Here is a 25073-nt window from a genome sequence, read left to right as displayed (position 1 = left end):
GAAGCGGCCGGATGATGCCATGACCGCTCTGTCAAAGAAGCCCGCCGCCATTCGCGTGGTGCTGCCCTTCGTCTTCCGGCACTGGCTGAAGCAGCCGGTGCGCGGCCTCGTCGTGGCCGGCGGCCTGTTGGGCGCAACCGTCGCCGACCTGTTCATGCCGGTCTTCTCCGGACATCTGGTCGATGCGTTGACCCGCGGACCGTCCGATCCCGATGCGCGCCATGCCGCGCTGGTCGCGTTCGGCGCCATCGTGGCGCTGGGCGCGGCCTCGGTGGTGCTGCGGCTCGCAGGGTTGCAGGCGATCGTGCCGTTCACGCTCAAAACCATGTCGGACGTCGCACAAGAGGCATTCACCCGCGTGCAGCGCTTCTCGACCGACTGGCATGCGAACTCCTTTGCCGGCTCCACGGTGCGGAAGATCACTCGCGGCATGTGGGCGCTCGACCTGCTCAACGACACCATCCTGATGGCGCTGGCGCCCTCGCTGCTGGTGCTGGTGGGCTCGATGATCCTGATCGGGATGCACTGGGCCTCGCTCGGCGTGGTGATCGCGATCGGGGCGATCTTCTACGTCACGATCACGGTGGTGCTCTCGACCCGCTACATCGCGCCGGCGGCCCGCGTCTCCAATGCCTGGGACACCAAGGTCGGCGGCACGTTGGCGGATGCGCTGACCTGCAATGCCGTGGTGAAATCCTTCGGCGCGGAGTCGCGCGAGGACACGCGGCTCGCCGGTGTCATCAACCGCTGGCGCGTGCGCGTGCGGCGGACCTGGTACCGCTATAATTACACGGCGATGTCGCAGCTCTCGCTGCTGCTGTGCCTGCGCGCGTCCGTGATCGGCGGATCGGTGCTGCTGTGGATGTCAGGTCACGCCTCGCCCGGCGACGTCACTTATGTGCTGACCAGCTACTACATCATCCACGCCTATTTGCGCGACGTCGGCATGCACATCAACAACCTCCAGCGCTCGGTCAACGACATGGACGAGCTGGTGGCGATCCATGACGAGCCGATCGGCATTGCCGATGCGGCCGACGCGCGGCCGATCGCGATCGAGGGCGGCGAGATCGTGTTCGACGACGTCACGTTCCGCTATGGCGGCCATCGCGTGCCGCTGTACGACGGCTTGTCGGTCAGGATCCGCGCCGGCGAGCGGGTCGGCCTGGTCGGCCGCTCCGGCTCCGGCAAGACCACCTTCGTCAAGCTGGTGCAGCGGCTCTACGACGTCACCGGCGGCCGCGTGCTGATCGACGGGCAGGATATCGCGCTCGCCACGCAGCAATCGCTGCGCAGCCAGATCGCGATCGTGCAGCAGGAGCCGATCCTGTTTCACCGCACGCTCGCCGAGAACATCGCCTATGGCCGGCCCGGTGCCAGCCTTGAAGCGATCGAGCAGGCGGCCCGCCTCGCCAACGCGCATGACTTCATCCTGCGCCTGCCGAAGGGCTACGGCACGCTGGTCGGCGAGCGCGGCGTCAAGCTGTCGGGCGGCGAGCGGCAGCGCGTCGCGCTGGCGCGCGCCTTCCTGGCGGATGCGCCGGTGCTGATCCTGGACGAGGCGACCTCGAGCCTCGATTCGGAATCGGAGGCGCTGATCCAGGAGGCGATGGAGCGGCTGATGAAGGGGCGCACCTCGATCGTGATCGCGCACCGGCTGTCGACGGTGAGGAGCCTCGATCGCATCCTGGTGTTCGACCGCGGCGAGATCGTCGAGCAGGGCACGCATACGGTGCTCGCAGCCAAGCAAGGGGGCATCTATCGCGGCCTGTTCGAGCGTCAGGTGGTGGAGCTCGGACAGATCGCAGCAGCGGAGTGAGGCGCGCGGCGGCGGGGCGAAGTCCCGCCGTCACGGCGTCGAGGGATGGAATGAGATGAAAGACCTGACGCGCGGCTCCATCGCTAGCCACATCCTGAGCATGGCGCCTCCGATCATGGCCGGCATGATCTCGATCATGATCTGCCAGCTGGTCGATCTCTACTTCGTGTCGGGGCTGGGTGATGCCGCAGTGGCAGGCGTGGCCGCCGCGGGAAATGCCGGCTTTCTCGTCAACGGCCTGATACAGGTGCTCGGCGTCGGGACAGTGGCGCTGATTGCGCATGCGGTGGGACGCAAGGACCGGCGGGACGCCAATCTGATCTTCAATCAGGCGGTCGCGCTGTCGGTGCTGTTCGGCCTGCTGACCCTGGTCACGGGAGCGGTGCTGTCGCGTCTTTACATGCGTTCGATCGCCGCTGACCAGGCCACGATCGAGGCGGGGACCACTTATCTGTTGTGGTTCATGCCGGCGCTCGCGCTGGAATTCGTCATGCAAGTCATTGCCTCCGCGCTCAGCGCGACCGGCATCGTGCGCCCCGCCATGTTGGTGCGGGTCCTTGCCGTCATCATCAACATTGCACTGGCGCCGGTCCTGATCTCCGGCTGGGGCACCGGTTATCCGCTCGGTGTCGCCGGCGCCGGACTGGCGAGCACGATCGCGGTGGGCGCCGGCGTCCTGATGCTGCTGGCGTATTTTCGCAAGGTCGAGCGCTACGTTGCATTCAATCCGGTGCAGTGGCGTCCGCAACCACGCCACCTCAAGCGCATCCTCAATGTCGGTCTGCCGGCCGGCGGCGAGTTCGCAATGATGTTCATCTTCATGGCGGTAGTCTACTACGTGCTGCGCGACTTCGGCGCGGCGGCACAGGCAGGCTTCGGTATCGGTCAGCGCGTCCTCGCCCTCATCCAGATGCCGGCGCTCGCGGTTGCACTGGCGGCCGGGCCGATCGCCGGGCAGAATTTCGGCGCTGGCGACGCCGCGCGGGTGCGAGAGACTTTCGTCAAATCGGTGCTGATCACCTCCATCGTGGCGGTCGGCTTCATGATCCTCGCGCAGCTGAAGCCGGAGCTGCTGCTGGCCGGATTCTCCAACGACCGGGAGACGATGGAGGTCGCCTTTCTGTTCCTGCGGATCATCTCGCTCAACATGGTGGCGCAGGGCCTCATCTTCACCTGCTCCAGCATGTTCCAGGGCCTCGGCAACACCAGGCCTGTGCTGCTGAGCTCGATGACGCGCGTGCTCACCTATTCGCTGCCGGTGCTCTGGCTGTCGACGCGACCCGGATTCCGCATCGAGCACGTCTGGCATCTTTCGATCGCGGCGACGACGCTGCAGGCCGGCTTGAGCCTTTGGCTGCTGCGCCGCGAGTTCGGCAAGCGCTTCGCGCCGCGGGACCAGGCCGCGGAGACGGTGGAAGCCAAGCCGGTCGCGCCTTCCGCTCCCGCGTAGCGAAAGTGACCTCCCGCGAGTTCGCGGCGCTTTAATGCGCGCCAAGGCTGTTCCAGACGAGCGTCAGGCCCGACAGAAACAAGAGGCCGAGCACGACATCGCCGAAATGCTTGTCGTTCAGCGCATGGTAGACGCGCGCGCCCGCCCATGCGCCGATCAGCGTGCCCGGAAACGCGACGGCCGCGAGCCAGACCACCTTGAGGGCGACGAGACCTGATGCCGTCTGCAACACCAGCGCGGTGGCGAGCACCGTGAAGTTAAAGAGTTGGAAGATGCCGCGCCGCTCGTGCTTGTTCCAGCCGCGGATGTTGGCCCACAGGATCGGCAGCGGGCCGGACAATCCGGCAAGTCCGCCCAGAATGCCGCCGGCAAAGCCGATCGCACCGTCTGCGATCCGGCCGCCGATCTTGATCGCGAGCGGCCTCTTGTTCAGATACAGTGCGCTCGAAAAGATCAGGATCAGCACGCCGACGCTCAGCCTGAACACCTCCGGGTCCGCGGAGGCGACCATCATGGTCCCGAGCGGCACGCCAATCAGTCCACCGATCAGGAACGGCCAGACCAGCGAGAGATCGAAATTCTTCCACATCGAGGGCAGCGTCGAGGTCTGCGCGATGACCGAGCAGATCAGCACCAGGGGCACCGCGAGCGAGGGCGGCAGCACGTAGAGCCAGATGCCGAGTGCCATCAGCGCCGTGCCGAAGCCGGCCAGTCCCGAGACGAAGCCGCCGGCGAGCGCGCCGAGCAGCAGCAGGACGTAGGTGAGCGTTTCCAACGGATTGTCCTTGTCGCACGCGGCGACCCCGAACGGTTGATCGCACGGCTCGCATAAACATGCCTGCCGCCATCGAGGTCAATCCATGCCGCATGCAAGCGTGCTCTGCGGGCGCTTCACCGTCGGTGATCTAAAGTGCGATGAATATAGCTCGATTGCTACGAGGGAGGTGCGCTCCCTCTCCCGCTTGCGGGAGAGGGTTGGGAGAGGGTGTCTCCACAACGGGACAATCCCCAAGAGGAGAAAGCCCTCACCCGCGCCTTCGGCAAAGCCGAGGCTTCGCCTCGGCGTTCTTGGAGGACGGCCGCCGAAGGCGGCCTATGCTCTCTCGCAAGCGGGAGAGGTGAAGGAAACCATTTCCGCTTTAGACGATCTGCCTCGTATCGGCAGGCTTGTGCAGCGCGCCGACCAGGATACGCAGCGCTTCCGTCAATTCCGATCTGTTTCGGGCCGCGCCGAGCGAGACGCGTGCCGCATGCGGCGGTGCCCCGTCGACGGTGAAGGCATCGCCGGCGACGACCGCAAGCCCGTTCCGCAGCAGATGTGCCGCGACGTCGGGGCGTCCTTCCGGCAGCCGCAGCCAGAGATGATGCGCCGCGGGCCTGGCGAGGAACTGAAAGCCTTTCAGCGCGCGTTGCGCGAGCTGCTGGCGCCCGACCGCTTCGTTGCGGATGGCGCTGATGATGCGATCGGCGATGCCGTTTTCGATCCAATGCGTCACCAGCGCGACCATCAAGGGCGCCGGCATTTGCACGGTCGCCTGCAAGGAGGTGCGCATGTCCCGCTGGGCGCCGCTGTCGGGCGTCACCAGATAGGCAACACGCAGCGCCGGCGCGATGCATTTTGACAGCGTCGTTGCAAGATAAGTCCGCTCCGGAATGAGGTTCGCGATCGGCGAGGCCGAGCGGTCGAGCAGCCCGTAGGCATCGTCCTCGATCAGGATGGTGCCGGCATCGCGGATGATCTTCGCAATAGTGCCGCGCCGCTCGGCGGAAAGCGTCGCCGTGGTCGGATTGTGCAGCGTCGGAATGAGATAGACGGCTTTCGGCGTATGCACGCGGCACGCCTTTGCCAGCGCATCCGGCAGGATGCCGTCCTCATCCATGGGGACACCGACGAGCTTGACACCGAGCAGTGCCGCGGCGGCCTTGATGCCGGGGAAGGTGAGCGCTTCGGTCAGCACGGTGTCGCCGGGCCGCGCAAGATGGGCGAGCAGGTTGAAGAGGATCGTCTGAGCGCCGGGAAAGATCACCAGCCGGTCGGCCTGTGCATGCGGAACGCGGGTGCGCATCCAGCGCGCCGCGACCTCGCGCTCATGCGCGCTGCCGCCGGGCGGCTGGTAGTTGAGATACGCCGTCAGGCCCGATTGCGCGCGGAGGGCTTCGAGCCCGGCGATGATGCGCTCGTCGAGCTGCGCCTCCAGCGGGTGCGGCGGCACGTTCATCGACAGGTCGATCGCGACCGGGTGCGGCAGGTCAACCGCGCGCCGCGCGCTGGTCTCCGAGACGAACGAGCCCTGTCCGACCCTGGCTTCCATGATGCCGCGGCGCCGCGCCTCGGTGTAGGCGCGCGTCACCGTGGTGAGGTCGATGCCGAGGGCCTTTGCCAGGGCGCGCTGCGTCGGCAGCTGCTGACCACGCACCAGCCTGCCGGCGGCAATGTCGGCCTCCATGGCGTCGACGATGCGCTGGTAGCGCGGGCCCGAAAGCTCCGAGATTGCAGGGATCCATTCCATGCAATTTGGCCCCATAACCTTTGAATGTATGGATGCAAGATACTATTGTATGGATCATCGAAAAGGAAGAGGTGTGGTCATGTCTGTCTCTCCGGCGGCGGTCTCTCTGGCCAAGGCGATGTGGCGCGGTTTCAGCGGCAAATGCCCGAATTGCGGAGAAGGGCACATGTTCGGCCGCTTCCTGAAAGTGACGCAGGCTTGCGACCATTGCGGCGAGGAGCTCTTCCACCAGCGCGCAGACGACTTTCCTGCCTATCTCGTGATGGTCGTGGTGGGCCATCTCGTGGTGCCGGCAATCCTCGCGGTCGAGACCGCCTACGCGCCGCCGGAATGGCTGCAGCTCGCGGTGTGGCTGCCGGTGACGCTGTTCGCCTCACTCGCGCTGCTGCAACCGACCAAGGGCGCCATCGTCGGCCTGCAATGGCAACTCGGCATGCATGGTTTCGAGGCGGGCAAGCTGCGGCGCGAGGCGGGCGAGCTTGCGCCGGTGTTGGCCAAGGTAGACACGCGCGCCACCTGAGGCGGCGTTTACATTGCGCGGCCGGCCGCTACACTCCATCGTACCAAGCAAGAACGATGGAAACGCCATGGCCCCGCGCGCGAAGACCTTCCTGCTCTGTCATGGCGCATGGTCCGGCGGATGGGCCTGGAAGAAGATGCACCCGCTGATGGCGCAGGCCGGCCACCGCCTGGTGGCGCCGACCTATACGGGCCTCGGAGAGCGCGCGCATCTGGCCAATCCTTCGGTCGATCTCGACACCCATATCCAGGACATCCTCAACGTCATCGCGTTCGAGGATCTCAGCGACATCGTGCTGCTCGGGCACAGCTATGGCGGCATGGTTGCGACCGGCGTCGCCGACCGTGCGCGCGAGCGCGTAACGGAACTGATCTATCTCGACGCCTTCGTGCCGCGTGACGGCCAGTCGCTGTTCGACCTCAACGAGGGCGGGCGCGAGCCGATGCGCAAGGCAGTCAGCTCGGGCGACGGCTATCGCATCCCGCCGAACCCGCCGCCGCCGGACACCTCGCCGGCCGATCTCGACTGGCTCAATGCGCGCCGCGTCCCGATGCCGATCAAGTGCTTCGAGACGCGCCTGAGGCTCGAACATGGCGAGCCGGCGATGCCGCGCAGCTATATCTATTGCACGCGCCTTCCGCCCGGCGATGTGTTCGGGCAGTTTGCCAGGCGCACGAAGAGCGAGAAGGGCTGGCGCTATGTCGAGCTCGACGCCAGCCACGCGCCGAATGTGACGGCGCCCGAGGCGTTGATGGCGGTGTTGGACGAGATCGTCGCATAGGTCGCAGCCGTCATTCCGGGGCGTGCGCAGCACGAGCTACGATGCGCAATTGCGCATCTGAGAATCCATTTCTCCTCCGCGCCGGCCGCCTGATGGATTCCGGGCTCTCGCTTCGCGAGCCCCGGAATGACGGCGGTTGGCTGGCGAGGTGATCGGCCAAAATGGTGAGGGGTCCGATGCGTTGGCACCGAACCCCTCGTCGCACATCAGCCGGCCTGTAAGCCGGGTTCTGTAGGGCACCGTCCGCTTGCGCGAACGATACGTGACGGCCATTCCTCTGGGACCATGTTTGCACACGGCCTCGAGCAACCTACCCGGACGGCGGGCCTGACATCGCCCCGCGGCGTTATCGCTTTCGCGAACAGCCCGCTTAAGCCGTCCCTATTCGGTTTTGCTCCCGGTGGGGTTTGCCATGCCGGCTCCGTTGCCGGACCCGCGGTGCGCTCTTACCGCACCTTTTCACCCTTACCGCGCCGAAGCCCCGAAGGGCGAAGGCGGGCGGTTCATTCTCTGTGGCACTTTCCCTGGGGTCACCCCCGCCGGACGTTATCCGGCACCGCATGTCAAGGGAGCCCGGACTTTCCTCCCCGGCGGCCTTTCGGCACCTGCCGGAGCGGCCGTCCGGCCGACTGACTGATAACGCATGGGGCATTTATGACGGTTTCGTCAAGCCGATATCGCCGCGCACGGCTCGCCCGAAATATTTTATCCTGAAGATGTCGTTTGGCGCGCCGCCCGTTCGACTGGTTGTCGGCAACACAGCCGAACACAGGAGTGAAGCAATGCAATATCTGCTGATGATCTATCAGAACGAGGTCGAGTACGCGAAGATCGACGCGGCGACCAGCCAGAAGATCCTGGCCGACTATCAATCCTTCACGCAAGAGATCATCCAGAACGGCAATTTCAAGGCCGGCGACCGCTTGCAGCCGACCACGACCGCGACAACGGTGCGCGTGCGCGACGGAAAGACGCTGACGACCGATGGTCCGTTCGCGGAAACGCGCGAGCAACTCGGCGGCTATTACCTGATCGAAGCCAAGGATCTCAACGCCGCCATCGAGATCGCGGCGCGGATTCCGAGCGCACGCATCGGCTCGATCGAGGTGCGGCCGATCTGGGTCTATGAGAAGTGACGGCTCTCTCACCTTCGTCATTCCGGGATGCGCCGCAAGGCGCAGGCCCGGAATCCATATCCCCGAATCGTGGTTATGGATTCCGGGCTCGCGGCTTTGCCGCGCCCCGGAATGACGAGAGGGGGGGTGATCGCGTGACATGACCCCTGGCGAGATCGACAAAATCTTCCGCGACGAGGCGGGGCGGGCGCTAGCCACGCTGATCCGTCTCGTCGGCGATTTCGATCTCGCCGAGGACGCGCTGCAGGATGCGTTCGCGGTCGCGCTGGAACGCTGGGCGTGTGAGGTCCCCGACAATCCGCGCGCCTGGCTCGTCAACGTCGCCAAGCATAAGGCGATCGATCGCATCCGCCGTCAGGCTGTCTTCCGCGGCAAGCAGCAGGCGATGGTGCACGAGCTCGAGCTCAACGCGCTGGGCCCGGACGAGCCGACCGCAACGCTCGACGACGACATGCTGCGGCTGATCTTCACCTGCTGCCATCCCGCGTTCGCGCCCGAGGTCCAGGTCGCACTGACGCTGCGCACCGTGTGCGGACTGTCGACGGCGCAGGTGGCACGCGCCTTCCTCGTCGGCGAGGAGGCGATGGCGCAGCGGCTCGTCCGTGCCAAGCAGAAGATCAGGCTTGCCGGCATCCCCTATGAGGTGCCGGAACGCGAGATGCTGGCGCCGCGGCTCGATGGCGTGCTCGCCGTGGTCTATCTCGTCTTCACCGAAGGCTATGTCGCAACCGAGGGCGCGGACTTGATGCGGCCTGATCTGGCGAGCGAAGCCATCCGGCTTGGCCGCCTGCTGAACCGGCTGATGCCCGACCGCGCCGGCATCAAGGGCCTGCTGGCCCTGATGCTGCTGCACGACGCGCGCCGCGCCGGGCGACAGACGCCGGCCGGCGACATCGTCCTGCTCGAAGAGCAGGACCGCTCGCTGTGGCACCGCGCGCAGATCGACGAGGGGCTGCGGCTGGTGGAGCACGCGCTGCGCGTGCCGGGCCGGCCACAACCCTATGCGGTGCAGGCCGCGATCGCGGCGCTGCATGCGCGTGCGCCGAGCTTCGAGGAAACCGACTGGCCGCAGATTGCGGGGCTGTACGAGGTGCTGCTGCGCATCAATCCGTCGCCCGTGATCGAGCTCAATCACGCCGCGGCGCTGTCGATGGTCGATGGGCCGGCACGAGCGCTCGATCTCGTCGATGCGATCGCCGCGCGCGGCGGGCTTCGCGGCTATGAGCTGTTGCCCGCCGTGCGCGCGGATCTGTTGCGGCGGCTCGGCAGGACGGAGGAGGCGCGCGAGGCCTATCGTGCGGCGACGGTGGCGACGCAGCTCGAGCCGTTGCGAAGGCTCTATGCGCGAAGGATGAGGGAGATGGATTGAGTTTCCGTCATGGCCGGGCTTGTCCCGGCCATCCACGTTCGTCATGCGTGGAGGCAGGACGTGGATGCCCGGGACAAGCCCGGGCATGACGGAGCAAGAGGTCACATTCTCGGAAGACGTCTGCTATGTCGACGCCACCGGCGTTCCTTCCGCCGGCAGGCTCGACAGCAGCGCCTGTAAGGTCGACAGCGTCGAGTGATCGGCGACGCCGTCCAGCCGCGCCGGGCGGAAATGGCGCTGGAAGGCGGTGACGACTTCCATCGTCGCAGCGTCGTACTTGCCGTTCAGGGGCACGCCATAGCCGTATCTTGCCAGCGCCTGCTGCATGCTCAGCACCGCGTCGCTGATGGTGCCGAGCATGAGAGTCTCGCCGCGGACAATCGGCGCGGGCGTCACCCAGTGGCCGACGCCGGAATTGGCCAGCGAATGCCACGGAAATTTCTCGCCGGGATCCTTCTTGCGGGCGGGCGCGACGTCGGAATGGCCGAGCACCCGGTGCGCCGGCACCTTGCGGCGGAGCATGATGCCGCGGCACAGCGCGATCACGGCGGCAATCTGGCGCAGCGGAAACTCAGGATAGCCCCAGTCATGGCCGCGATTGATGATCTCGATGCCGATCGAACAGGAGTTGATGTCGTCCTCGCCGGCCCAGGAGGAGACGCCCGCGTGCCAGGCACGCTTGGCCTCAGGCACGCATTGCACGATGCGGCCGTCCTCCAGCACGACATAATGCGCCGACACTTCGGTGCCGGCGGTGCAGAGGCGCGCCAGCGCGCCTTCGACATCGGGCATACCGGTGTAGTGCAGCACGATCATGTCCGGCTGCCGTCCCTTGCTGCGCTCGCCATGGTTCGGGGAGGGGATGATGTCGGAGACGATCGAGGAATCGGGCTCGAAGGTGCGCAGGCCCGCCACGGTCTTGGGAACCGGGAGAACGCGGTGACGCTTCGAATCAGATCCAGGCGTGGACGAACCCGAGGGCATGAGCAGCTCAATGGACGGAGAGTGGGGCAAGCCCTTCTCTTTACTATTCCTTTACCCTCCATCGCGCGCAATTGCGCGGCGCGGTTAACGGATTCATTTTGGCAATGTGTGTGGATGACGCATCACTCCATCGTCACCTTTTCCACTTGTCACGAACCGAGCAACGCTTTCTTAACGCTAAGGGCCGTTACTGAGGGATGAAGAGCCGACCCGCGTCCGGAGGCGGCCAAAGCGTATTTTGGCTCGAAATCCCATGGCTGCCCGACAAATTCCGCTGGGAACACTGGGTTTGTGGCCCGGGACGATCGGGCTCGGTAACCATGCTGGACGAGGGCTTTGTCGTGGAACCGCCGCGACGCGCAATGATTCGAGGCGTTATGGGCTTGTTCGGCCTCGATTCCGCTTGGGTATCTCGGCCGGCGGCCGGCAGGCGTCGCGCATGAGTTCGGTTCCGCACATCCCCGTTCTTGGCCGTGAGGCCATCGCGCATCTCGCCCCGCGCGAGGGCGGCGTCTACGTCGATGCCACTTTTGGCGCCGGCGGCTATAGCCGCGCGATCCTGGACGTGCCGGGAACCCGATTGATTGCCATCGATCGCGACCGCACCGCGATTGCCGGCGGTGCCGAGCTGGTCGAACGCGCCGCGGGCCGGCTGACGCTGGTCGAGGACCGCTTCTCCAACCTCGCCGAAGTCTGCGCGGCGCAAGGCGTCGATGGCGTCGACGGCGTCGTAATGGATGTCGGCGTGTCCTCGATGCAGCTCGACCAGGCCGGCCGCGGCTTCTCCTTCCGCCTCGACGGTCCGCTCGACATGCGGATGGGACAGACAGGTCCGACCGCGGCCGAAATCGTCGCGCGCGCCTCGGAAGGCGATCTCGCCGACATCATCTATCTCTTCGGCGAGGAGCGGCATTCGCGTCGCATCGCCCGCGCCATCGTGGCGGACCGGCAGGAAACTCCGTTCACGACCACGCGCGCGCTCGCCGATCTCGTCGGCAGGGTGGTGCGATCGAAGCCCGGCGACATTCACCCGGCGACACGGACGTTCCAGGCGCTGCGCATCTTCGTCAACGAAGAGCTCGAGGAGCTCCAGACCGCGCTCGCTGCGGCCGAGCGCGTGCTCAAGCCCGGCGGCCGCCTCGTCGTCGTCTCGTTCCATTCGCTGGAAGACCGCATCGTCAAAAATTTCCTCTCCGAGCGTTCGAAGACCGGCGGTGGCTCGCGGCATCTGCCGGAAGTCGCGCAAATTGCGCCGAGCTTCCAGCTGCTGACGCGGCGACCGGTCGTCGCCGGCGAGGACGAAGTTGCGCACAATCCGCGCGCGCGCTCGGCAAAGCTGCGCGCGGCCGAGCGCAGCTCGGCGCCGGCGCATGAGACCAATGAGGCATCGTCCTGGCCGAAGCTCGCCGACGTGATGAGGGGCGGCTAGCGCATGCGCATCATTCACCTCCTCGTCATCGGGGCGCTGATCTTCGCAGCCGCTCATGTCTACCGGATCAAGATGGACTCCACGGCGCGTACCGAGAAGGTGCTGCGGCTGCGTGCGGAAATCCGCGAGCAGCGCGATGCGATCGCAGGGCTGCGGGCCGAATGGGCCAAGCTCGATGCGCCGCATCGGCTGCAGGGCCTGTCCGACCGGCATCTGCACCTCAAGCCGGTCAACGGCACGCAATATGATTCGCTGAAGAGCCTGCCGGAGCGTCCGCCCCGGATGTTCAGGCCGGGCGAGCCCGATCCGATCGGGGCCATGCTCAAGACCATCGAAGCCGCGAGCGACCCTGATGCGGTGACGGGCTCCGTGCCTCAGCGCGAGGACAAGCAATGAGCCCGGCAACGCCTGCAAAACCCGCCCAAAAGCTGGCCGAAAAGCCGACTGAGCCGTGGCGGCGGCGGCTGATCCGAAGCCTGCTCTACGGGCGCAACGTCGATCGCGCCGCGAAGGCGCGCGCGCGTGTCGGCCTCGCCATGCTCGCCTTCGCTTCGGTCTATGCCCTGATCGGCGGGCGGCTCGTGATGTTCGCGATCGGCGCCGACGCCCACAGCGCGCGCCGCGCCGCAGCGCAAGAGGTGGTTGCGACCGCGCGGCCCGACATCGTCGATCGCAACGGCGCCATCCTTGCGACCGACGTCAAGGCGGCGAGCCTGTTCGGCGAGCCGCGCCGCATCATCGACAAGGACGAGGCGATCGAGCTCCTCACCGCGACCATTCCCGACCTCGACGAGGCCGAGGTGCGCGAGCGCCTGAGGACACGCAAGGGCTTCGTCTGGCTCAAGCGCGAGGTCACGCCGGCGCAGCAGCAGGCCGTCCACAAGCTCGGCATTCCTGGTATCGGATTCCTGCGCGAGAACAAGCGCGTCTATCCGACCGGCAACGAGGTCGCTCACCTCATCGGTCTCGTCAATATCGACAACCAGGGCATCGCCGGCCTCGAGAAGTGGCTCGACAATCAAGGGCTCGCCGACCTCCACCGCGCCGGCTTTGCCACCGACCGGTTGCAGAAGCCGATCGAGCTCGCGGTCGATCTGCGGGTCGAGCATGCGCTGCGCGACGAGCTGTTGAAGGCCAAGGACAAGTTCCGCGCCAAGGCCGCCTCAGGCATCGTCTCCAACGTCAAGACCGGCGAGATCGTGGCGATGGTCTCGCTGCCGGACTTCGATCCCAACAATCCGAAGGAAGCGCACGACCCCGATCGCATCAACCGCCTCACCACCGGCGTCTACGAGATGGGCTCGACCTTCAAGGCGTTTACGCTGGCGATGGGGCTCGATTCCGGCAAGATCAATCTGAACTCGATGTGGGACGCGCGCGGAAACCTGCATTACGGCAAGTTCACGATCCACGACAGCCATCCGGTCGGGCGCTTCATCAACACCAAGGAAGTGTTCACCTATTCCTCCAACATCGGCGCGGCGCGGATTGCGCTCAACCAGGGGGTCGAGGCGCACAAGGCATTCCTCGCCAAGCTGGGCCAGACGACGCGGCTGCGCACCGAATTGCCGGAGAGCGCGGCGCCGCTGCTGCCGCGGCGCTGGAGCGAACTGAACACGGTCACCGCCGCGTTCGGCCAGGGCCTGTCGGTGGCACCGCTGCAGGCGGTGATGGGCATCAACGCGCTGGTGAACGGCGGCTATCTGATTCCGCCGACGTTCCTGAAGCGCAGCGAATCCGAAGCCCAGGCGATGGCCAAGCGCGTCATCAAGCCGGAGACCAGCGACAAGATGCGGTTCCTGATGCGGCTCAATGCCGAAGTCGGTTCGGCGAGAAAGGCGGACGTCAAGGGCTATTACGTCGGCGGCAAGACCGGCACGTCCGAGAAGGTCGTCAACGGCCGCTACGCCAAGAAGCGCGTGCTCAATTCCTTCACCGCCATCCTGCCCTGCGATGATCCCAAATATCACGTCCTGATCATGCTGGACGAGCCGCAGGCACTGCCGGAAACGCATGGTTTCATCACCTCGGGCTGGAACGCGGTGCCGACCGGCGGCAAGGTGATCGAGCGGATCGCGCCGCTTCTGGGGGTCGAGCCGCGGTTCGAGCTGCCGCCTGCGGAGCGCCTTATTCTTGCAGCATCCAGGACAACCCAGTAATCAACCGGGTGGGCCATCGCCGCTGCTGAGTCGGGATTTTCCCCGGAGGATTCGGCTTTCCGGCACGGCATGTCGACTGGAACACCATGAAGCTGCGCGACCTCTTGGGTCAGGATGTCAAGGGCAATGATGCCGCGATCGAGCCCGCCGCTGCGGCGCTCGAGGTGAGCGGCGTTGCGCTCGACAGCCGCGTGGTCCAGCCGGGCAATCTCTTCTTCGCGCTCGCAGGCAGCAAGACCGACGGCGCCCGCTTCGTCGATGCCGCGATTGCGGCGGGCGCGGTGGCCGTCGTCGGCGACCACGCACCGGCCGCCTGCAAGGTGCCGTTCATCACGAGCGCCAATCCGCGCCGCGCGTTGGCGTTGGCCGCAGCGAGGTTTTTCCCGGCACAGCCCCCGACGATTGCTGCGGTGACCGGAACCAGCGGCAAGACCTCGGTCGCCGCGTTCACGCGCCAGATCTGGGAGCGGCTTGGGCACGCCTCCGCCAGCATCGGCACCATCGGTCTGGTATCGCAGAAGCGCACGGTCTATGGCTCGCTGACCACGCCGGATCCGGTCGCGCTGCACCGGCAGCTCGACGAGATCGCGCGCGAGGGCGTCACGCATCTCGCCTTCGAGGCGTCTTCGCACGGGCTCGACCAATATCGCCTCGACGGCGTGCGCGTCTCGGCCGGCGGCTTCACCAATCTCTCGCGCGACCACATGGATTACCATCCGACCGTTGCGCATTATCTCGCGGCCAAGCTCCGCCTGTTCCGCGAGTTGGTCCCGCCTGATGGCGCTGCGGTGATCTCGGCCGATCATGATTGCTCGGCGGAGGCGATCGATGCGGCAACATCGCGCGGCCTGCGCGTCATGGCGGTCGGCCGCAACGGCGATGGCGCCGGCGAGGGCATTCGCCTCACGGAGGCCGTAGTCGAAGGCTTCTCGCAAAAGCTTACGGTCGAACATCGCGGCAGGGCTTACGCGATCCGGCTGCCGCTGGTCGGCGAATTCCAGATCGAGAATGCGCTGGTGTCGGCCGGCCTCGCCATCGGCACGGGCAGCGATGCTGAAAACGTGTTTGCGAACCTCGAACATCTCGAAGGCGCCAAGGGCCGGCTCGAGCGCGTCGGCGAGCGCAACGGCGCGCCGATCTTCGTCGATTATGCGCACAAGCCCGATGCGCTCGCGAAGGCGCTGCATGCGCTGCGGCCTTATGCGAAGCGCAAGCTGGTCGTCGTATTCGGCGCCGGCGGCGACCGCGATGCCGGCAAGCGCCCGATCATGGGCGAGATCGCGGCGGCGAACGCCGACGCCGTCATCGTCACCGACGACAATCCGCGCAGCGAGAAGCCGGAAGCGATCCGCGCCGCGATCCTCGCCAGCGCCAAAGGCGCCCGCGAGATCGGCGACCGCGCCGAGGCGATCCGTGCAGCGATCGAGGGCTTGCAGGAGGGCGATGCGCTGCTCATCGCCGGCAAGGGCCACGAGACCGGGCAGATCGTCGGCGGCGAGGTGCTGCCTTTCAGTGATCACGAGGCGGTCGCCGCCGCATTAGCGTCGAGGGTTGCATGAGCGGGCCAATATGGACGGTTGCCGAGGTCGCGCGCGCGCTGGGCGTGGCCGGATCGTTCCCGGAGACGGCAATCGATTTCGTCACCCAGGACAGCCGGCTGGTGAAGCCGGGCAGCCTGTTCGTTGCGCTGAGCGGCACGCCGAGCGGCGGCTTCATCTCGGCTTTCGCCAGCGCGCGCCACGGCTGGGAGTTCGCCGACAAGGCGGAAGCCGCAGGCGCAGTGGCGATGATCGTGCCGCACGAGATCGCGGGCATCCGCATCCCCCAGATCGTGGTCAAGGACACGCTGATCGACGGCCTCTGGGGCCTCGCGCGCGCCGCACGCGCGCGCTTCAACGGCCCGGTGATCGGGCTCACCGGCAGCGCCGGCAAGACCAGCACCAAGGAATTCATCGCCGCCTATCCGAACGCCTATGCGAGCCCCTCAAGCTTCAACAATTTCTGGGGCGTGCCGCTGACGCTGTGCAATGCCAGGCGGGACGCCAGCCTCTGGGTCGTCGAGATGGGTATGAACCAGAAGGGCGAGATCGCGCGATTGAGCGAGCTCACGCAGCCGACCGTCGCGCTCGTCGTCAACGTTCAGCCGGTGCATCTGGAAAAGCTCGGCTCGCTCGAGGCCATCCGGCGCGAGAAGGTATCGATCGCGCTCGGACTGCCCGAGAACGGCGTGCTGGTGCTGCCCGCCGGAATCAAGGCTTCCGAGTGGAAGGGCAAGGTCGTGCGCTTCGGCGGCGAGCATGCCGAGGTGCACGAGGTCGCGCACGCGCCGCACGGCGAGAGCTGGCAGGTCGTGGCCGCGATCGGCAGGAAGGAGATCGCCTTCAGCCTCACCCCTGGCGCGCCGCACCGGGTGCACAATGCGCTGGCAGCGCTCGCCTCGGTTCATGCCGCGCATCTCGACGTCGCGACGCTCGCGGTCAAGCTCGACCGCGTCGGCATCATGACCGGCCGCGGCGTCGAGCAGGCGGTCGGCGACATCACCGTGATCGACGACAGCTTCAACGGCAATCCGGCCAGCGTGGCCGCGGCGCTGCAAAGTCTGCAGGCGCGCAACATGAGCGGCGGCCGCCGCATCGCGATTCTCGGCGACATGCTCGAGCTCGGCGAGGACGCAACGAGCTATCACACCGGCCTTGCCAGCCACCTCGACGGCATCGACGGCGTCTATTGCGTCGGGCCGCTGATGCGCCACCTGTTCGACGCATTGCCCTCTGGCAAGGGTCTTGGCTGGCACGACGATCCCGCCACGCTGAAGCCGGACGAGGTCGCAAATCTGCTGAAGGCAGGCGACGTCGTGGTTGTCAAGGGCAGCAAGAAGATGTTCTGGGTCAACAAGTTTGTGCCGGGGCTGGTGGCCGCCTTGCAGGCAAAGGCGTAAACTGCTTGGAAGACGCCGTTCCCGAATCCCACACTTTGCGGCGGAAGCCGTCCGTTTCCCGAAACGCGCGGCCCATGACGAAGACCAGCGAATGCGCGTGAAGCACCTGGACGTGCAAAGGCGCCATAGGACCGTCTGAATGTTTTACTGGCTGATCGAGCTTTCCAACACATTTCCGGGCTTCGGTGCCTTTCGCACCTTCCTGAACGTCTTCCGCTACATCACCTTCCGCACCGGTGGCGCCATCGTGACCGGCGCGCTGTTCGTGTTCCTGTTCGGCCCCTGGATCATCGATCACTTGCGCATCCGTCAGGGCAAGGGCCAGCCGATCCGCACCGACGGTCCGCAATCGCATCTCTCGAAGAAGGGCACGCCCACCATGGGCGGGCTGATGATCCTGTCCGGGCTCACGGTCGGCACCGTGCTGTGGGCCAATCCGCTCAACCCCTATGTCTGGATCGTGCTGGCGGTGACGCTCGGCTTCGGCTTCGTCGGCTTCTATGACGATTACCTCAAGGTGACCAAGCAGACCACGACCGGGTTCGGCGGCAAGCTGCGCCTGCTGATCGAAGCCGTGATCGCGCTGGTCGCCTGCTATGCGCTGGTGCGGCTCAACCGCGATCCCGCCTCCACCGCGCTGACGATTCCCTTCCTAAAGGATACCGTGCTGCATTTCGGCTGGTTCTTCGTTGTCTTCGGCGCCTTCGTCATCGTCGGTGCCGGCAATGCGGTGAACCTCACCGACGGCCTCGACGGCCTCGCCATCGTGCCCGTGATGATCGCGACCGCAAGCTTTGCGATGATCGCCTATCTCACCGGCAACTTGGTGTTCGCCGACTACCTCCAGATCAAATATGTCGCCGGCACCGGCGAGCTCGCGGTGCTCTGCGGCGCGCTGCTCGGCGCCGGGCTCGGCTTCCTCTGGTTCAACGCGCCGCCGGCCTCGATCTTCATGGGCGACACCGGCTCGCTCGCGCTCGGCGGCATGCTCGGCGCGATCGCGGTCGCGGTGAAGCACGAGATCGTGCTCGCGGTGATCGGCGGATTGTTCGTGCTCGAGGCGGTTTCGGTCATCGTGCAGGTCGTGTCCTTCAAGCTCACGGGCAAGCGCGTGTTCGCGATGGCGCCGATCCACCATCACTTCGAGCAGAAGGGCTGGACCGAGCCGCAGATCGTGATCCGATTCTGGATCATCTCGGTGATGCTGGCGCTTGCCGGCCTCTCGACGCTGAAGCTGCGGTGACCGATCGATGATCCCCGTCACCTCGTTCGCCGGCAAGACGGTCGCGGTGTTCGGCCTCGGCGGCTCGGGGCTCGCCTCCTGCCATGCGTTGAAGGCCGGCGGGGCCGAAGTGATCGCGGCCGACGACAATGCCGAGAACGTCGCCAAGGCCACGCAGGCCGGCTTCATCACCGCGGACTTGCGCAACGTTTCCTGGGCGAATTTCGCAGCCCTCGTGCTCGCGCCCGGCGTGCCGCTCACCCATCCGGTGCCGCACTGGAGCGTCTTGAAGGCGCGCGAGGCAGGGGTGGAGGTGATCGGCGACATCGAGCTGTTCTGCCGCGAGCGGCGCCGCCATGCGCCGGACGCGCCGTTCGTCGCCATCACCGGCACCAACGGCAAGTCGACCACGACGGCGCTGATTGCGCATCTGACCAAGGTCGCCGGCTACGACACTCAGATGGGCGGCAATATCGGCACCGCAATCCTGTCGCTGGAGCCCCCGCGCACGGGCCGCGTCCACGTCATCGAGATGTCGTCATACCAGATCGACCTTGCGCCCTCGCTCGATCCCTCCGTCGGCATCCTGCTCAACGTCAGTGAGGACCATATCGATCGCCACGGCACGATCGAGCATTACGCCGCGGTGAAGGAGCGCCTTGTGGCCGGCGTGCAAGGCGGCGGCACCTCGATTGTCGGTGTCGATGACGGCTTTTGCCGCGACATCGCCGACCGGCTCGACCGCGCTGGCAAGAACGTGGTGCGCATCTCGGTCAAGAACCCGCTCGCGTCGGGCATTTACGTCGAGCACGGCACCATCGTGCGCGCCGCGGGCGGCGCCCGCAGCGAGATCGCCGCGCTCGGCGGCATCGGCTCGCTGCGCGGCCAGCACAACGCGCAGAACGCGGCCTGCGCGGCCGCCGTCGCGCTCGCCATGGGCATCAGCCAGGACGTGCTGCAGAACGGCCTGCGCAGCTTTCCGGGCCTGGCGCATCGCATGGAGCAGGTCGGGCGCCGCGGCAACGTGTTGTTCGTCAACGATTCCAAGGGCACCAACGCGGACGCCACCGCCCATGCACTGTCGTCCTTCGCCGACATCTTCTGGATTGCCGGCGGCAAGCCGAAGGCCGGCGGCATTACGAGCCTGACCGGGTTCTTCCCGCGCATCCGCAAAGCCTATCTGATCGGCGAAGCCGCGCAGGAGTTTTCGGGCACGCTGGGCACACAGGTCGGGCACGAGATCAGCCAGACCCTGGACGTTGCGGTCGAACACGCGGCCCGCGATGCGGAAGCCTCTGGCCTCACCGATGCCGTCGTGCTGCTGTCGCCCGCCTGCGCCTCCTTCGACCAGTACCGCAACTTCGAGATCCGCGGCACCAAGTTCCGCGAGCTGGTGCAAGCGCTGCCGGGTGTGCAGCCGGTGGTGTGAGGACACCGACACCAACGATTGAATGACATAATGACTCTGGTAGGCGCCTGGCTTGTAGACGAGACCGATGAACTGGCGCTAGCCCGCCTGGGAAATGTCCTGCTCGAGTTCGATGAGAGCGGTGGGCTGCGCTACACAATTCGTGAGCACGACAAGCGACAAATCATCAATCTTCGATATCGGGTGGAGGGCTCGACGATTGTCACCGACCAGCCCTCAGCTCCACAAGTTGAACGAACCCAGTTCTCATTCGCCGAGGATGGCGTTCTCACTCTGGCGTTTGGCGGCATACCCTATCGATTCGTCAGGGCTCCCGGTTCGTAGCCCGGCACCAACGCTTCGCTCAAAAGTTACCCGTCCCTTTAACCTCCCGGTAACCAACCTCGGCGACCAATGAACGGACCTCTGTCCGAAAGCGGCCGCCCATGCTCTCCCGTGAAGAACGCACCCCCTTTTCCGAGTGGTGGTGGACCGTCGACAAGCCGCTGATGGGCGCCATCCTGGGGCTGATGCTGACCGGGGTGATCCTGTCGCTGGCGGCGAGCCCGCCGGTTGCGACCCGCATCGGGCTCGATGCCTTCCATTTCTTCAGCCGCCACGTGCTGTTCCTGGTGCCGTCCTGCATCGTGCTGCTCGGGGTGTCCTTCCTGTCGCCGCGCGCGATCCGCCGCTCGGCGCTGATCATCTTCGCGGCGAGCATCGTCCTGATCGTGCTCACGCTCGCCTTCGGCCCGGAGGTGAAGGGCTCGCGCCGCTGGATCACGCTGCTCGGCGTCAACATCCAGGCCTCCGAGATCGCAAAGCCGTCCTTCGTCGTGATCGCGGCCTGGCTGTTCGCGGAATCGACGAGGCGCCCGGAGATGCCGGCGACCTCGATGGCGGTGGTGCTGCTGCTGATGCTGGTCGCGCTATTGGTGATGGAGCCGGATTTCGGCCAGACCATGCTGGTCCTGATGGTGTGGGGCTCGCTGTTCTTCATCGCGGGCATGCGGATGATCTGGGTGTTCGGCCTCGCAGGTCTCGGCGCGGCCGGCCTGTTCAGCGCCTATCTGTTCGTTCCGCACGTCGCGGGGCGCATCAAGCGCTTCATGAACCCGGCCTCCGGCGACACCTTCCAGGTCGATACCGCCATGGAGGCTTTCTACAACGGCGGCTGGTTCGGGCTCGGACCGGGCGAGGGCATCGCCAAGCGCAGCCTGCCGGACAGCCACACCGACTTCGTCTTCGCGGTCGCGGGCGAAGAGTTCGGCATCATCCTGTGCCTTGCGATGCTGGCGCTGTTCGCCTTCGTCGTCATGCGCACGCTGTCGCGCGCCTATGCCAACGAGGACATGTTCTCGCGCTTTGCGGCCTCCGGGCTCGCGATCCTGTTCGGCGTGCAGGCGGCGATCAATATGTCGGTGAACTTGCAGCTCATCCCCGCCAAGGGCATGACGCTGCCCTTCATCTCCTATGGCGGCTCCTCGATGGTCTCGCTCGCCTATGGCGTCGGCATGATGCTGGCGCTGACGCGGCTGCGCCCGCGCACCGAGGTCGAGGCGAGCGGCCACGCCGAGGCGATGCGCAGTTACGCGTGAGCCGTCATTGCGAGGAGCGAAGCGACGAAGCAATCCAGGCTGTCTCCGCGGAGGTGGTCTGGATTACTTCGCTTCGCTCGCAATGACGAGAAAGACCCTGTAAAACTCCCTCATTATGGACACGTCCCCCCTGATTCTTCTCGCCGCGGGCGGCACCGGCGGCCATCTGTTCCCGGCCGAGGCCCTCGGCGTCGAATTGATCCGGCGCGGCTATCGCGTCCGCCTCGTCACCGACGAGCGCGCGCTGCGCTATAGCGGGCTGTTCAGCAAGGACATGATCGACGTGGTCAGAAGCGAGACCGCGCGCGGCCGCAATCCGCTTCAGCTGGCCTATGCCGGCCTCACGCTTGCCGCCGGCACGCTGTCCGCCTACGCGCTGATCAAGCGGCTGAAGCCCGTCGCCGTCGTCGGCTTCGGGGGCTATCCGACGCTGCCGCCGCTGGTCGCGGCGAAATTCGCCGGCGTGCCCGGCATCATCCACGACGCCAACGCCGTGCTCGGCCGCGCCAACCGGTTCCTGTCGAGCCGCGTGCGCGCCATCGCGACGTCCTTGCCCGGTGTGCTCGATCGCGATCCGGCGCTGGCAGGCAAGACGACGACCGTCGGCACGCCGATGCGTCCGGCGATCCTCGCGGCCGCCGCGGTGAAGTATGCCGCGCCCGAGCCGAACGGTCCGCTGCGTCTGCTCGTCGTCGGCGGCAGCCAGGGCGCGCGCATCATGGCCGACATCGTGCCTGATGCGATCGAGCGGCTCGAGCCTGCGCTGTGGAGTCGTCTCGTTCTCACCCAGCAGGTGCGCGAAGAGGACATGAGCCGCGTCCGCGCCGTCTACGACAAGCTCAAGATCAAGGCCGAGCTCGCGCCGTTCTTCACGGATCTGCCGGCGCGGCTTGCCTCCAATCATCTCGTGGTATCGCGCTCCGGCGCGGGTACCGTGGCCGAACTCGCCGCGATCGGCCGGCCCTCCATCCTGGTGCCGTTGCCCGGCTCGATCGACCAGGACCAGTTCGCCAATGCCGGCGTGCTGGCCAAGGTCGACGGCGCGATCCGGATCCCGCAGACCGAATTCACCTCCGACCGGCTGGCGTCCGAAATTTCTGGCTTCGCCGCCGAGCCCGCGCGCCTCGCCGCCATGGCGGCGGCTGCGAAGGGGGCGGGGCGGCTCGATGCGGCCGAGCGGCTAGCGGATCTCGTGGTCAAGGTCGCGGGAATCTGACGCCTGTTCCGGCCCGGATGGCCAAAAAGCCACTTGTCATGCCCCGCGAAAGCGGGGCATCCAGTATCCGACGCAGTTGATTTGAATCTCTGGCGTCGCGGTGTACTGGATCGTCTGCCTTCGCGGACGATGACCCCAAGGAAACCACATGAGACTGCCGCGCGAGATCGGACCCATCCACTTCGTCGGGATCGGCGGAATCGGTATGAGCGGCATCGCCGAGGTGCTGGTCAATCTCGGCTACGCCGTGCAGGGCTCCGATGCCGCCGACAATTACAATCTCGACCGTCTGCGCAAGAAGGGCGCGAAAGTCTCGGTCGGCCACAAGGCCGAGAATATCGACGGCGCCGAGGTCGTGGTCGTGTCTTCCGCGATCAAGCGCGACAATCCGGAACTGATGGCGGCGCGCGAGAGGCGCATTCCCGTGGTGCGCCGCGCCGAGATGCTGGCCGAGCTGATGCGGTTGAAGAGCTGCGTCGCCATCGCCGGCACCCACGGCAAGACCACCACGACGACGATGGTCGCCACGCTGCTCGACGCCGGCGGGCTCGATCCGACCGTGATCAACGGCGGCATCATCAACGCCTACGGCTCCAACGCGCGGCTTGGCGCCGGCGACTGGATGGTGGTCGAGGCCGACGAGAGCGACGGCACGTTCCTGAAGCTGCCGACAGATGTCGCGATCGTCACCAATGTCGACCCCGAGCATCTCGATCACTTCAAGACCTTCGAGGCGGTGCAGGACGCGTTTCGTCACTTCGTCGAGAACCTGCCGTTCTACGGCTTTGCCGTGATGTGCATCGATCATCCCGTCGTGCAGAGCCTCGTCGGCAAGATCGAGGACCGCCGCATCATCACTTATGGCGAGAATCCGCAGGCCGATGCGCGGCTGGTCGATCTCACCGCCGGCGGCGGCGGCTCGAAGTTCAAGGTCGTGATCCGCGACCGCAAGAACGGCACCACGCACGAGATCGCCGATCTCGCGCTGCCGATGCCGGGCCGGCACAATGCTTCCAACGCGACGGCGGCGATCGCGGTCGCGCACGAGCTCGGCGTGTCTGACGAGGCGATCCGCAAGGCGCTGGCGGGCTTCGGCGGCGTCAAGCGGCGCTTCACCAAGACCGGCGAGTGGAACGGCGTCCCCGTGATCGATGATTACGGCCATCACCCCGTGGAGATCGCAGCCGTGCTGAAGGCCGCGCGCGATTCCTATACCGGCAAGGTGATCGCGGTGGTGCAGCCGCATCGCTACACCCGCCTGCAATCGCTGTTCGAGGAGTTCTGCACCTGCTTCAACGATGCCGATGCGGTCGTCGTCGCCGACGTCTATGCCGCCGGCGAAGCGCCGATCGAAGGCATCGACCGCGATCATTTCGTCGCCGGCCTGCGCGCCCACGGCCATCGCGAGGTGATCCCGCTGCCCAATGCCGGCGAACTAGCCAAAATCGTCCATGGCATCGCCAAGAGCGGCGATCTCGTTGTATGTCTCGGCGCCGGCAACATCACGCAATGGGCGTATGCGCTGCCGGACCAGCTGAAGGCGCTGGGGTAAGGGCGGTGGGTTTCCCCGACATCACGCCCGCTCTCAAAGCCGCGATGCCGGATCTGCGCGGGCGGCTGCTGGCGAACCAGTCGCTGGCCGAGTTCACCTGGTTTCGCGTCGGCGGTCCGGCGCAGGTGCTGTTCACGCCGGCGGACGAGGACGATCTCGCTTACTTCCTTGCCCATCTTGCGCCCGACATCCCGGTCTACGTTATCGGCGTCGGCTCCAACCTCATCGTGCGCGACGGCGGCGTTGCCGGCGTCGTCATTCGTCTCGCGCCGCGCGCCTTCGGCGAGGCGACTGCGAGCGGCGACATCGTCACCGCGGGCACGGCTGCGCTCGACAAGCGCGTGGCCGAAGTTGCGGCCTCCGCCAATATCAGTGGGCTCGAATTCTATTTCGGCATTCCCGGCACGATCGGCGGTGCGCTGCGCATGAATGCCGGCGCCAATGGCGGCGAGACCAAGGACGTGCTGATCGAGGCGAGGGGCGTCGGGCGCGACGGCACCAAGCACGTCTTCTCCAACGCCGAGATGAAGTTCGTCTACCGCTCCAGCGGCGTCGATCCCTCCATCATCTTCACCTCCGCGCGCTTTCGCGGCGAGATCAGGGACGCGGAAGCGATCCGCGCGCGGATGGCGGAGGTGCAGAGCCATCGCGAGACCGCGCAGCCGATCCGCGAGAAAACCGGCGGCTCGACCTTCAAGAATCCGCCCGGCCATTCCGCCTGGAAGCTGATCGACGCCGCCGGCTGCCGCGGCCTGCGCGCCGGCGGCGCGCAGGTCTCGGAGATGCACTGCAACTTCCTGATCAACACGGGCGAGGCCACCGCGCACGACATCGAGACGCTGGGCGAGACGGTACGTGCACGCGTGAAGGCGAATTCCGGAATCGAGCTACACTGGGAAATCAAGCGGATCGGGGTTTCATGATCACCGTCGTTCCGGAGCGCGACGAAGTCGCGAGCTATGGTGCGCAATTGCGCACCCGA

At 66.3% G+C, this 25073-nt stretch carries 21 protein-coding genes and 1 other RNA gene; 18 read left to right on the top strand and 4 right to left on the bottom strand.

The genetic code is table 11. The features are described from left to right. Positions 1 to 19: 19 nt before the first annotated feature. Together I6F20_RS25465 and I6F20_RS25460 are read left to right on the top strand one after the other, a co-directional pair. A complete protein-coding gene (locus I6F20_RS25465) occupies positions 20 to 1819 on the top strand; it encodes an ABC transporter ATP-binding protein (protein ID WP_225128341.1) in 1800 nt (599 codons plus the stop codon). A 55-nt stretch (positions 1820 to 1874) separates the two neighbouring features. Then, the gene (locus I6F20_RS25460; protein WP_225128339.1) at positions 1875 to 3269 is read left to right on the top strand and encodes an MATE family efflux transporter; all 1395 of its coding nucleotides are present in this window, start codon (positions 1875 to 1877) and stop codon (positions 3267 to 3269) included. A gap of 31 nt (positions 3270 to 3300) precedes the next feature. On the opposite strand, the gene I6F20_RS25455 is transcribed toward I6F20_RS25460, so the two are convergent. Next, the gene (locus I6F20_RS25455; protein ID WP_036038352.1) at positions 3301 to 4044 is read right to left on the bottom strand and encodes a sulfite exporter TauE/SafE family protein; all 744 of its coding nucleotides are present in this window, start codon (positions 4042 to 4044) and stop codon (positions 3301 to 3303) included. A 364-nt stretch (positions 4045 to 4408) separates the two neighbouring features. Then, positions 4409 to 5779 carry an aminotransferase-like domain-containing protein gene (locus tag I6F20_RS25450; RefSeq protein ID WP_225128338.1) on the bottom strand — a complete coding sequence of 457 codons (1371 nt, stop codon included), beginning with the start codon at positions 5777 to 5779 and terminating at the stop codon, positions 4409 to 4411. A gap of 79 nt (positions 5780 to 5858) precedes the next feature. Here I6F20_RS25450 and I6F20_RS25445 point away from each other — a divergent pair, with 79 nt between their 5' ends. After that, positions 5859 to 6299, top strand: coding sequence for a DUF983 domain-containing protein (locus I6F20_RS25445; protein WP_518513069.1), 441 nt, complete (start codon positions 5859 to 5861; stop codon positions 6297 to 6299). 67 nt (positions 6300 to 6366) lie between these two features. Further along, on the top strand, positions 6367 to 7080 hold the full coding sequence (locus I6F20_RS25440) for an alpha/beta fold hydrolase (RefSeq protein ID WP_036028380.1): 714 nt from the start codon (positions 6367 to 6369) through the stop codon (positions 7078 to 7080). Positions 7081 to 7282: 202 nt separating this feature from the next. Here the strand turns inward: I6F20_RS25440 and rnpB are convergent. Beyond that, positions 7283 to 7713, bottom strand: an RNA gene (rnpB, locus tag I6F20_RS25435) — RNase P RNA component class A. Positions 7714 to 7862: 149 nt separating this feature from the next. Here rnpB and I6F20_RS25430 point away from each other — a divergent pair. Both I6F20_RS25430 and I6F20_RS25425 read left to right on the top strand, forming a co-directional pair. Next, positions 7863 to 8216 (top strand): YciI family protein, encoded by a 354-nt coding sequence (locus tag I6F20_RS25430; RefSeq protein WP_225128336.1) that lies wholly within the window; start codon positions 7863 to 7865, stop codon positions 8214 to 8216. Between the two features lie 139 nt (positions 8217 to 8355). Further along, positions 8356 to 9585: an RNA polymerase sigma factor gene (locus I6F20_RS25425; protein ID WP_225128333.1), complete on the top strand. Its 1230-nt coding sequence runs from the start codon at positions 8356 to 8358 to the stop codon at positions 9583 to 9585. Between the two features lie 123 nt (positions 9586 to 9708). Here the strand turns inward: I6F20_RS25425 and I6F20_RS25420 are convergent, their stop codons facing one another. Beyond that, a complete protein-coding gene (locus I6F20_RS25420; RefSeq protein WP_425248852.1) occupies positions 9709 to 10491 on the bottom strand; it encodes an N-acetylmuramoyl-L-alanine amidase in 783 nt (260 codons plus the stop codon). Between the two features lie 517 nt (positions 10492 to 11008). Here I6F20_RS25420 and rsmH point away from each other — a divergent pair. The 12 genes from rsmH to murB all read left to right on the top strand — a co-directional run bounded on the left by rsmH (position 11009) and on the right by murB (position 25014). Further along, positions 11009 to 11998, top strand: coding sequence for a 16S rRNA (cytosine(1402)-N(4))-methyltransferase RsmH (gene rsmH, locus I6F20_RS25415; RefSeq protein WP_225128329.1), 990 nt, complete (start codon positions 11009 to 11011; stop codon positions 11996 to 11998). A gap of 3 nt (positions 11999 to 12001) precedes the next feature. Then, positions 12002 to 12394, top strand: a complete 393-nt coding sequence (ftsL, locus tag I6F20_RS25410; protein ID WP_036028375.1) for a cell division protein FtsL — start codon at positions 12002 to 12004, stop codon at positions 12392 to 12394. After that, a complete protein-coding gene (locus I6F20_RS25405) occupies positions 12391 to 14157 on the top strand; it encodes a peptidoglycan D,D-transpeptidase FtsI family protein (protein WP_225128327.1) in 1767 nt (588 codons plus the stop codon). The genes ftsL and I6F20_RS25405 overlap by 4 nt, the downstream gene beginning before the upstream one ends. Positions 14158 to 14243: 86 nt before the next feature. Continuing rightward, entirely contained in the window at positions 14244 to 15716 is a 1473-nt protein-coding gene (locus tag I6F20_RS25400) for a UDP-N-acetylmuramoyl-L-alanyl-D-glutamate--2,6-diaminopimelate ligase (protein WP_225128325.1), read from the top strand. Then, a complete protein-coding gene (locus tag I6F20_RS25395) occupies positions 15713 to 17095 on the top strand; it encodes a UDP-N-acetylmuramoyl-tripeptide--D-alanyl-D-alanine ligase (protein ID WP_225128323.1) in 1383 nt (460 codons plus the stop codon). Before I6F20_RS25400 ends, I6F20_RS25395 begins: the two co-directional genes overlap by 4 nt. Positions 17096 to 17234: 139 nt before the next feature. Beyond that, complete coding sequence (gene mraY, locus I6F20_RS25390; protein WP_036003524.1) at positions 17235 to 18338, top strand: phospho-N-acetylmuramoyl-pentapeptide-transferase; 1104 nt, start codon at positions 17235 to 17237, stop codon at positions 18336 to 18338. Positions 18339 to 18345: 7 nt separating this feature from the next. Continuing rightward, on the top strand, positions 18346 to 19746 hold the full coding sequence (gene murD / locus I6F20_RS25385; RefSeq protein ID WP_225128321.1) for a UDP-N-acetylmuramoyl-L-alanine--D-glutamate ligase: 1401 nt from the start codon (positions 18346 to 18348) through the stop codon (positions 19744 to 19746). 30 nt (positions 19747 to 19776) lie between these two features. Further along, positions 19777 to 20070, top strand: a complete 294-nt coding sequence (locus I6F20_RS25380) for a hypothetical protein (RefSeq protein ID WP_036003531.1) — start codon at positions 19777 to 19779, stop codon at positions 20068 to 20070. A 101-nt stretch (positions 20071 to 20171) separates the two neighbouring features. Continuing rightward, on the top strand, positions 20172 to 21323 hold the full coding sequence (gene ftsW, locus I6F20_RS25375) for a putative lipid II flippase FtsW (RefSeq protein ID WP_057026925.1): 1152 nt from the start codon (positions 20172 to 20174) through the stop codon (positions 21321 to 21323). Between the two features lie 115 nt (positions 21324 to 21438). Next, on the top strand, positions 21439 to 22539 hold the full coding sequence (gene murG / locus I6F20_RS25370; RefSeq protein ID WP_249787899.1) for an undecaprenyldiphospho-muramoylpentapeptide beta-N-acetylglucosaminyltransferase: 1101 nt from the start codon (positions 21439 to 21441) through the stop codon (positions 22537 to 22539). 148 nt (positions 22540 to 22687) lie between these two features. Then, the gene (gene murC / locus I6F20_RS25365; RefSeq protein WP_225128319.1) at positions 22688 to 24091 is read left to right on the top strand and encodes a UDP-N-acetylmuramate--L-alanine ligase; all 1404 of its coding nucleotides are present in this window, start codon (positions 22688 to 22690) and stop codon (positions 24089 to 24091) included. Positions 24092 to 24096: 5 nt separating this feature from the next. Further along, complete coding sequence (gene murB, locus I6F20_RS25360) at positions 24097 to 25014, top strand: UDP-N-acetylmuramate dehydrogenase (protein WP_225128318.1); 918 nt, start codon at positions 24097 to 24099, stop codon at positions 25012 to 25014. Positions 25015 to 25073: the final 59 nt, after the last annotated feature.

The sequence above is a fragment of the Bradyrhizobium sp. IC3123 genome (assembly GCF_020193625.1).
GTDB classification, from domain to species: Bacteria; Pseudomonadota; Alphaproteobacteria; order Rhizobiales; family Xanthobacteraceae; genus Bradyrhizobium; species Bradyrhizobium yuanmingense.
This window is presented reverse-complemented; position numbering and strand designations above follow the sequence as displayed.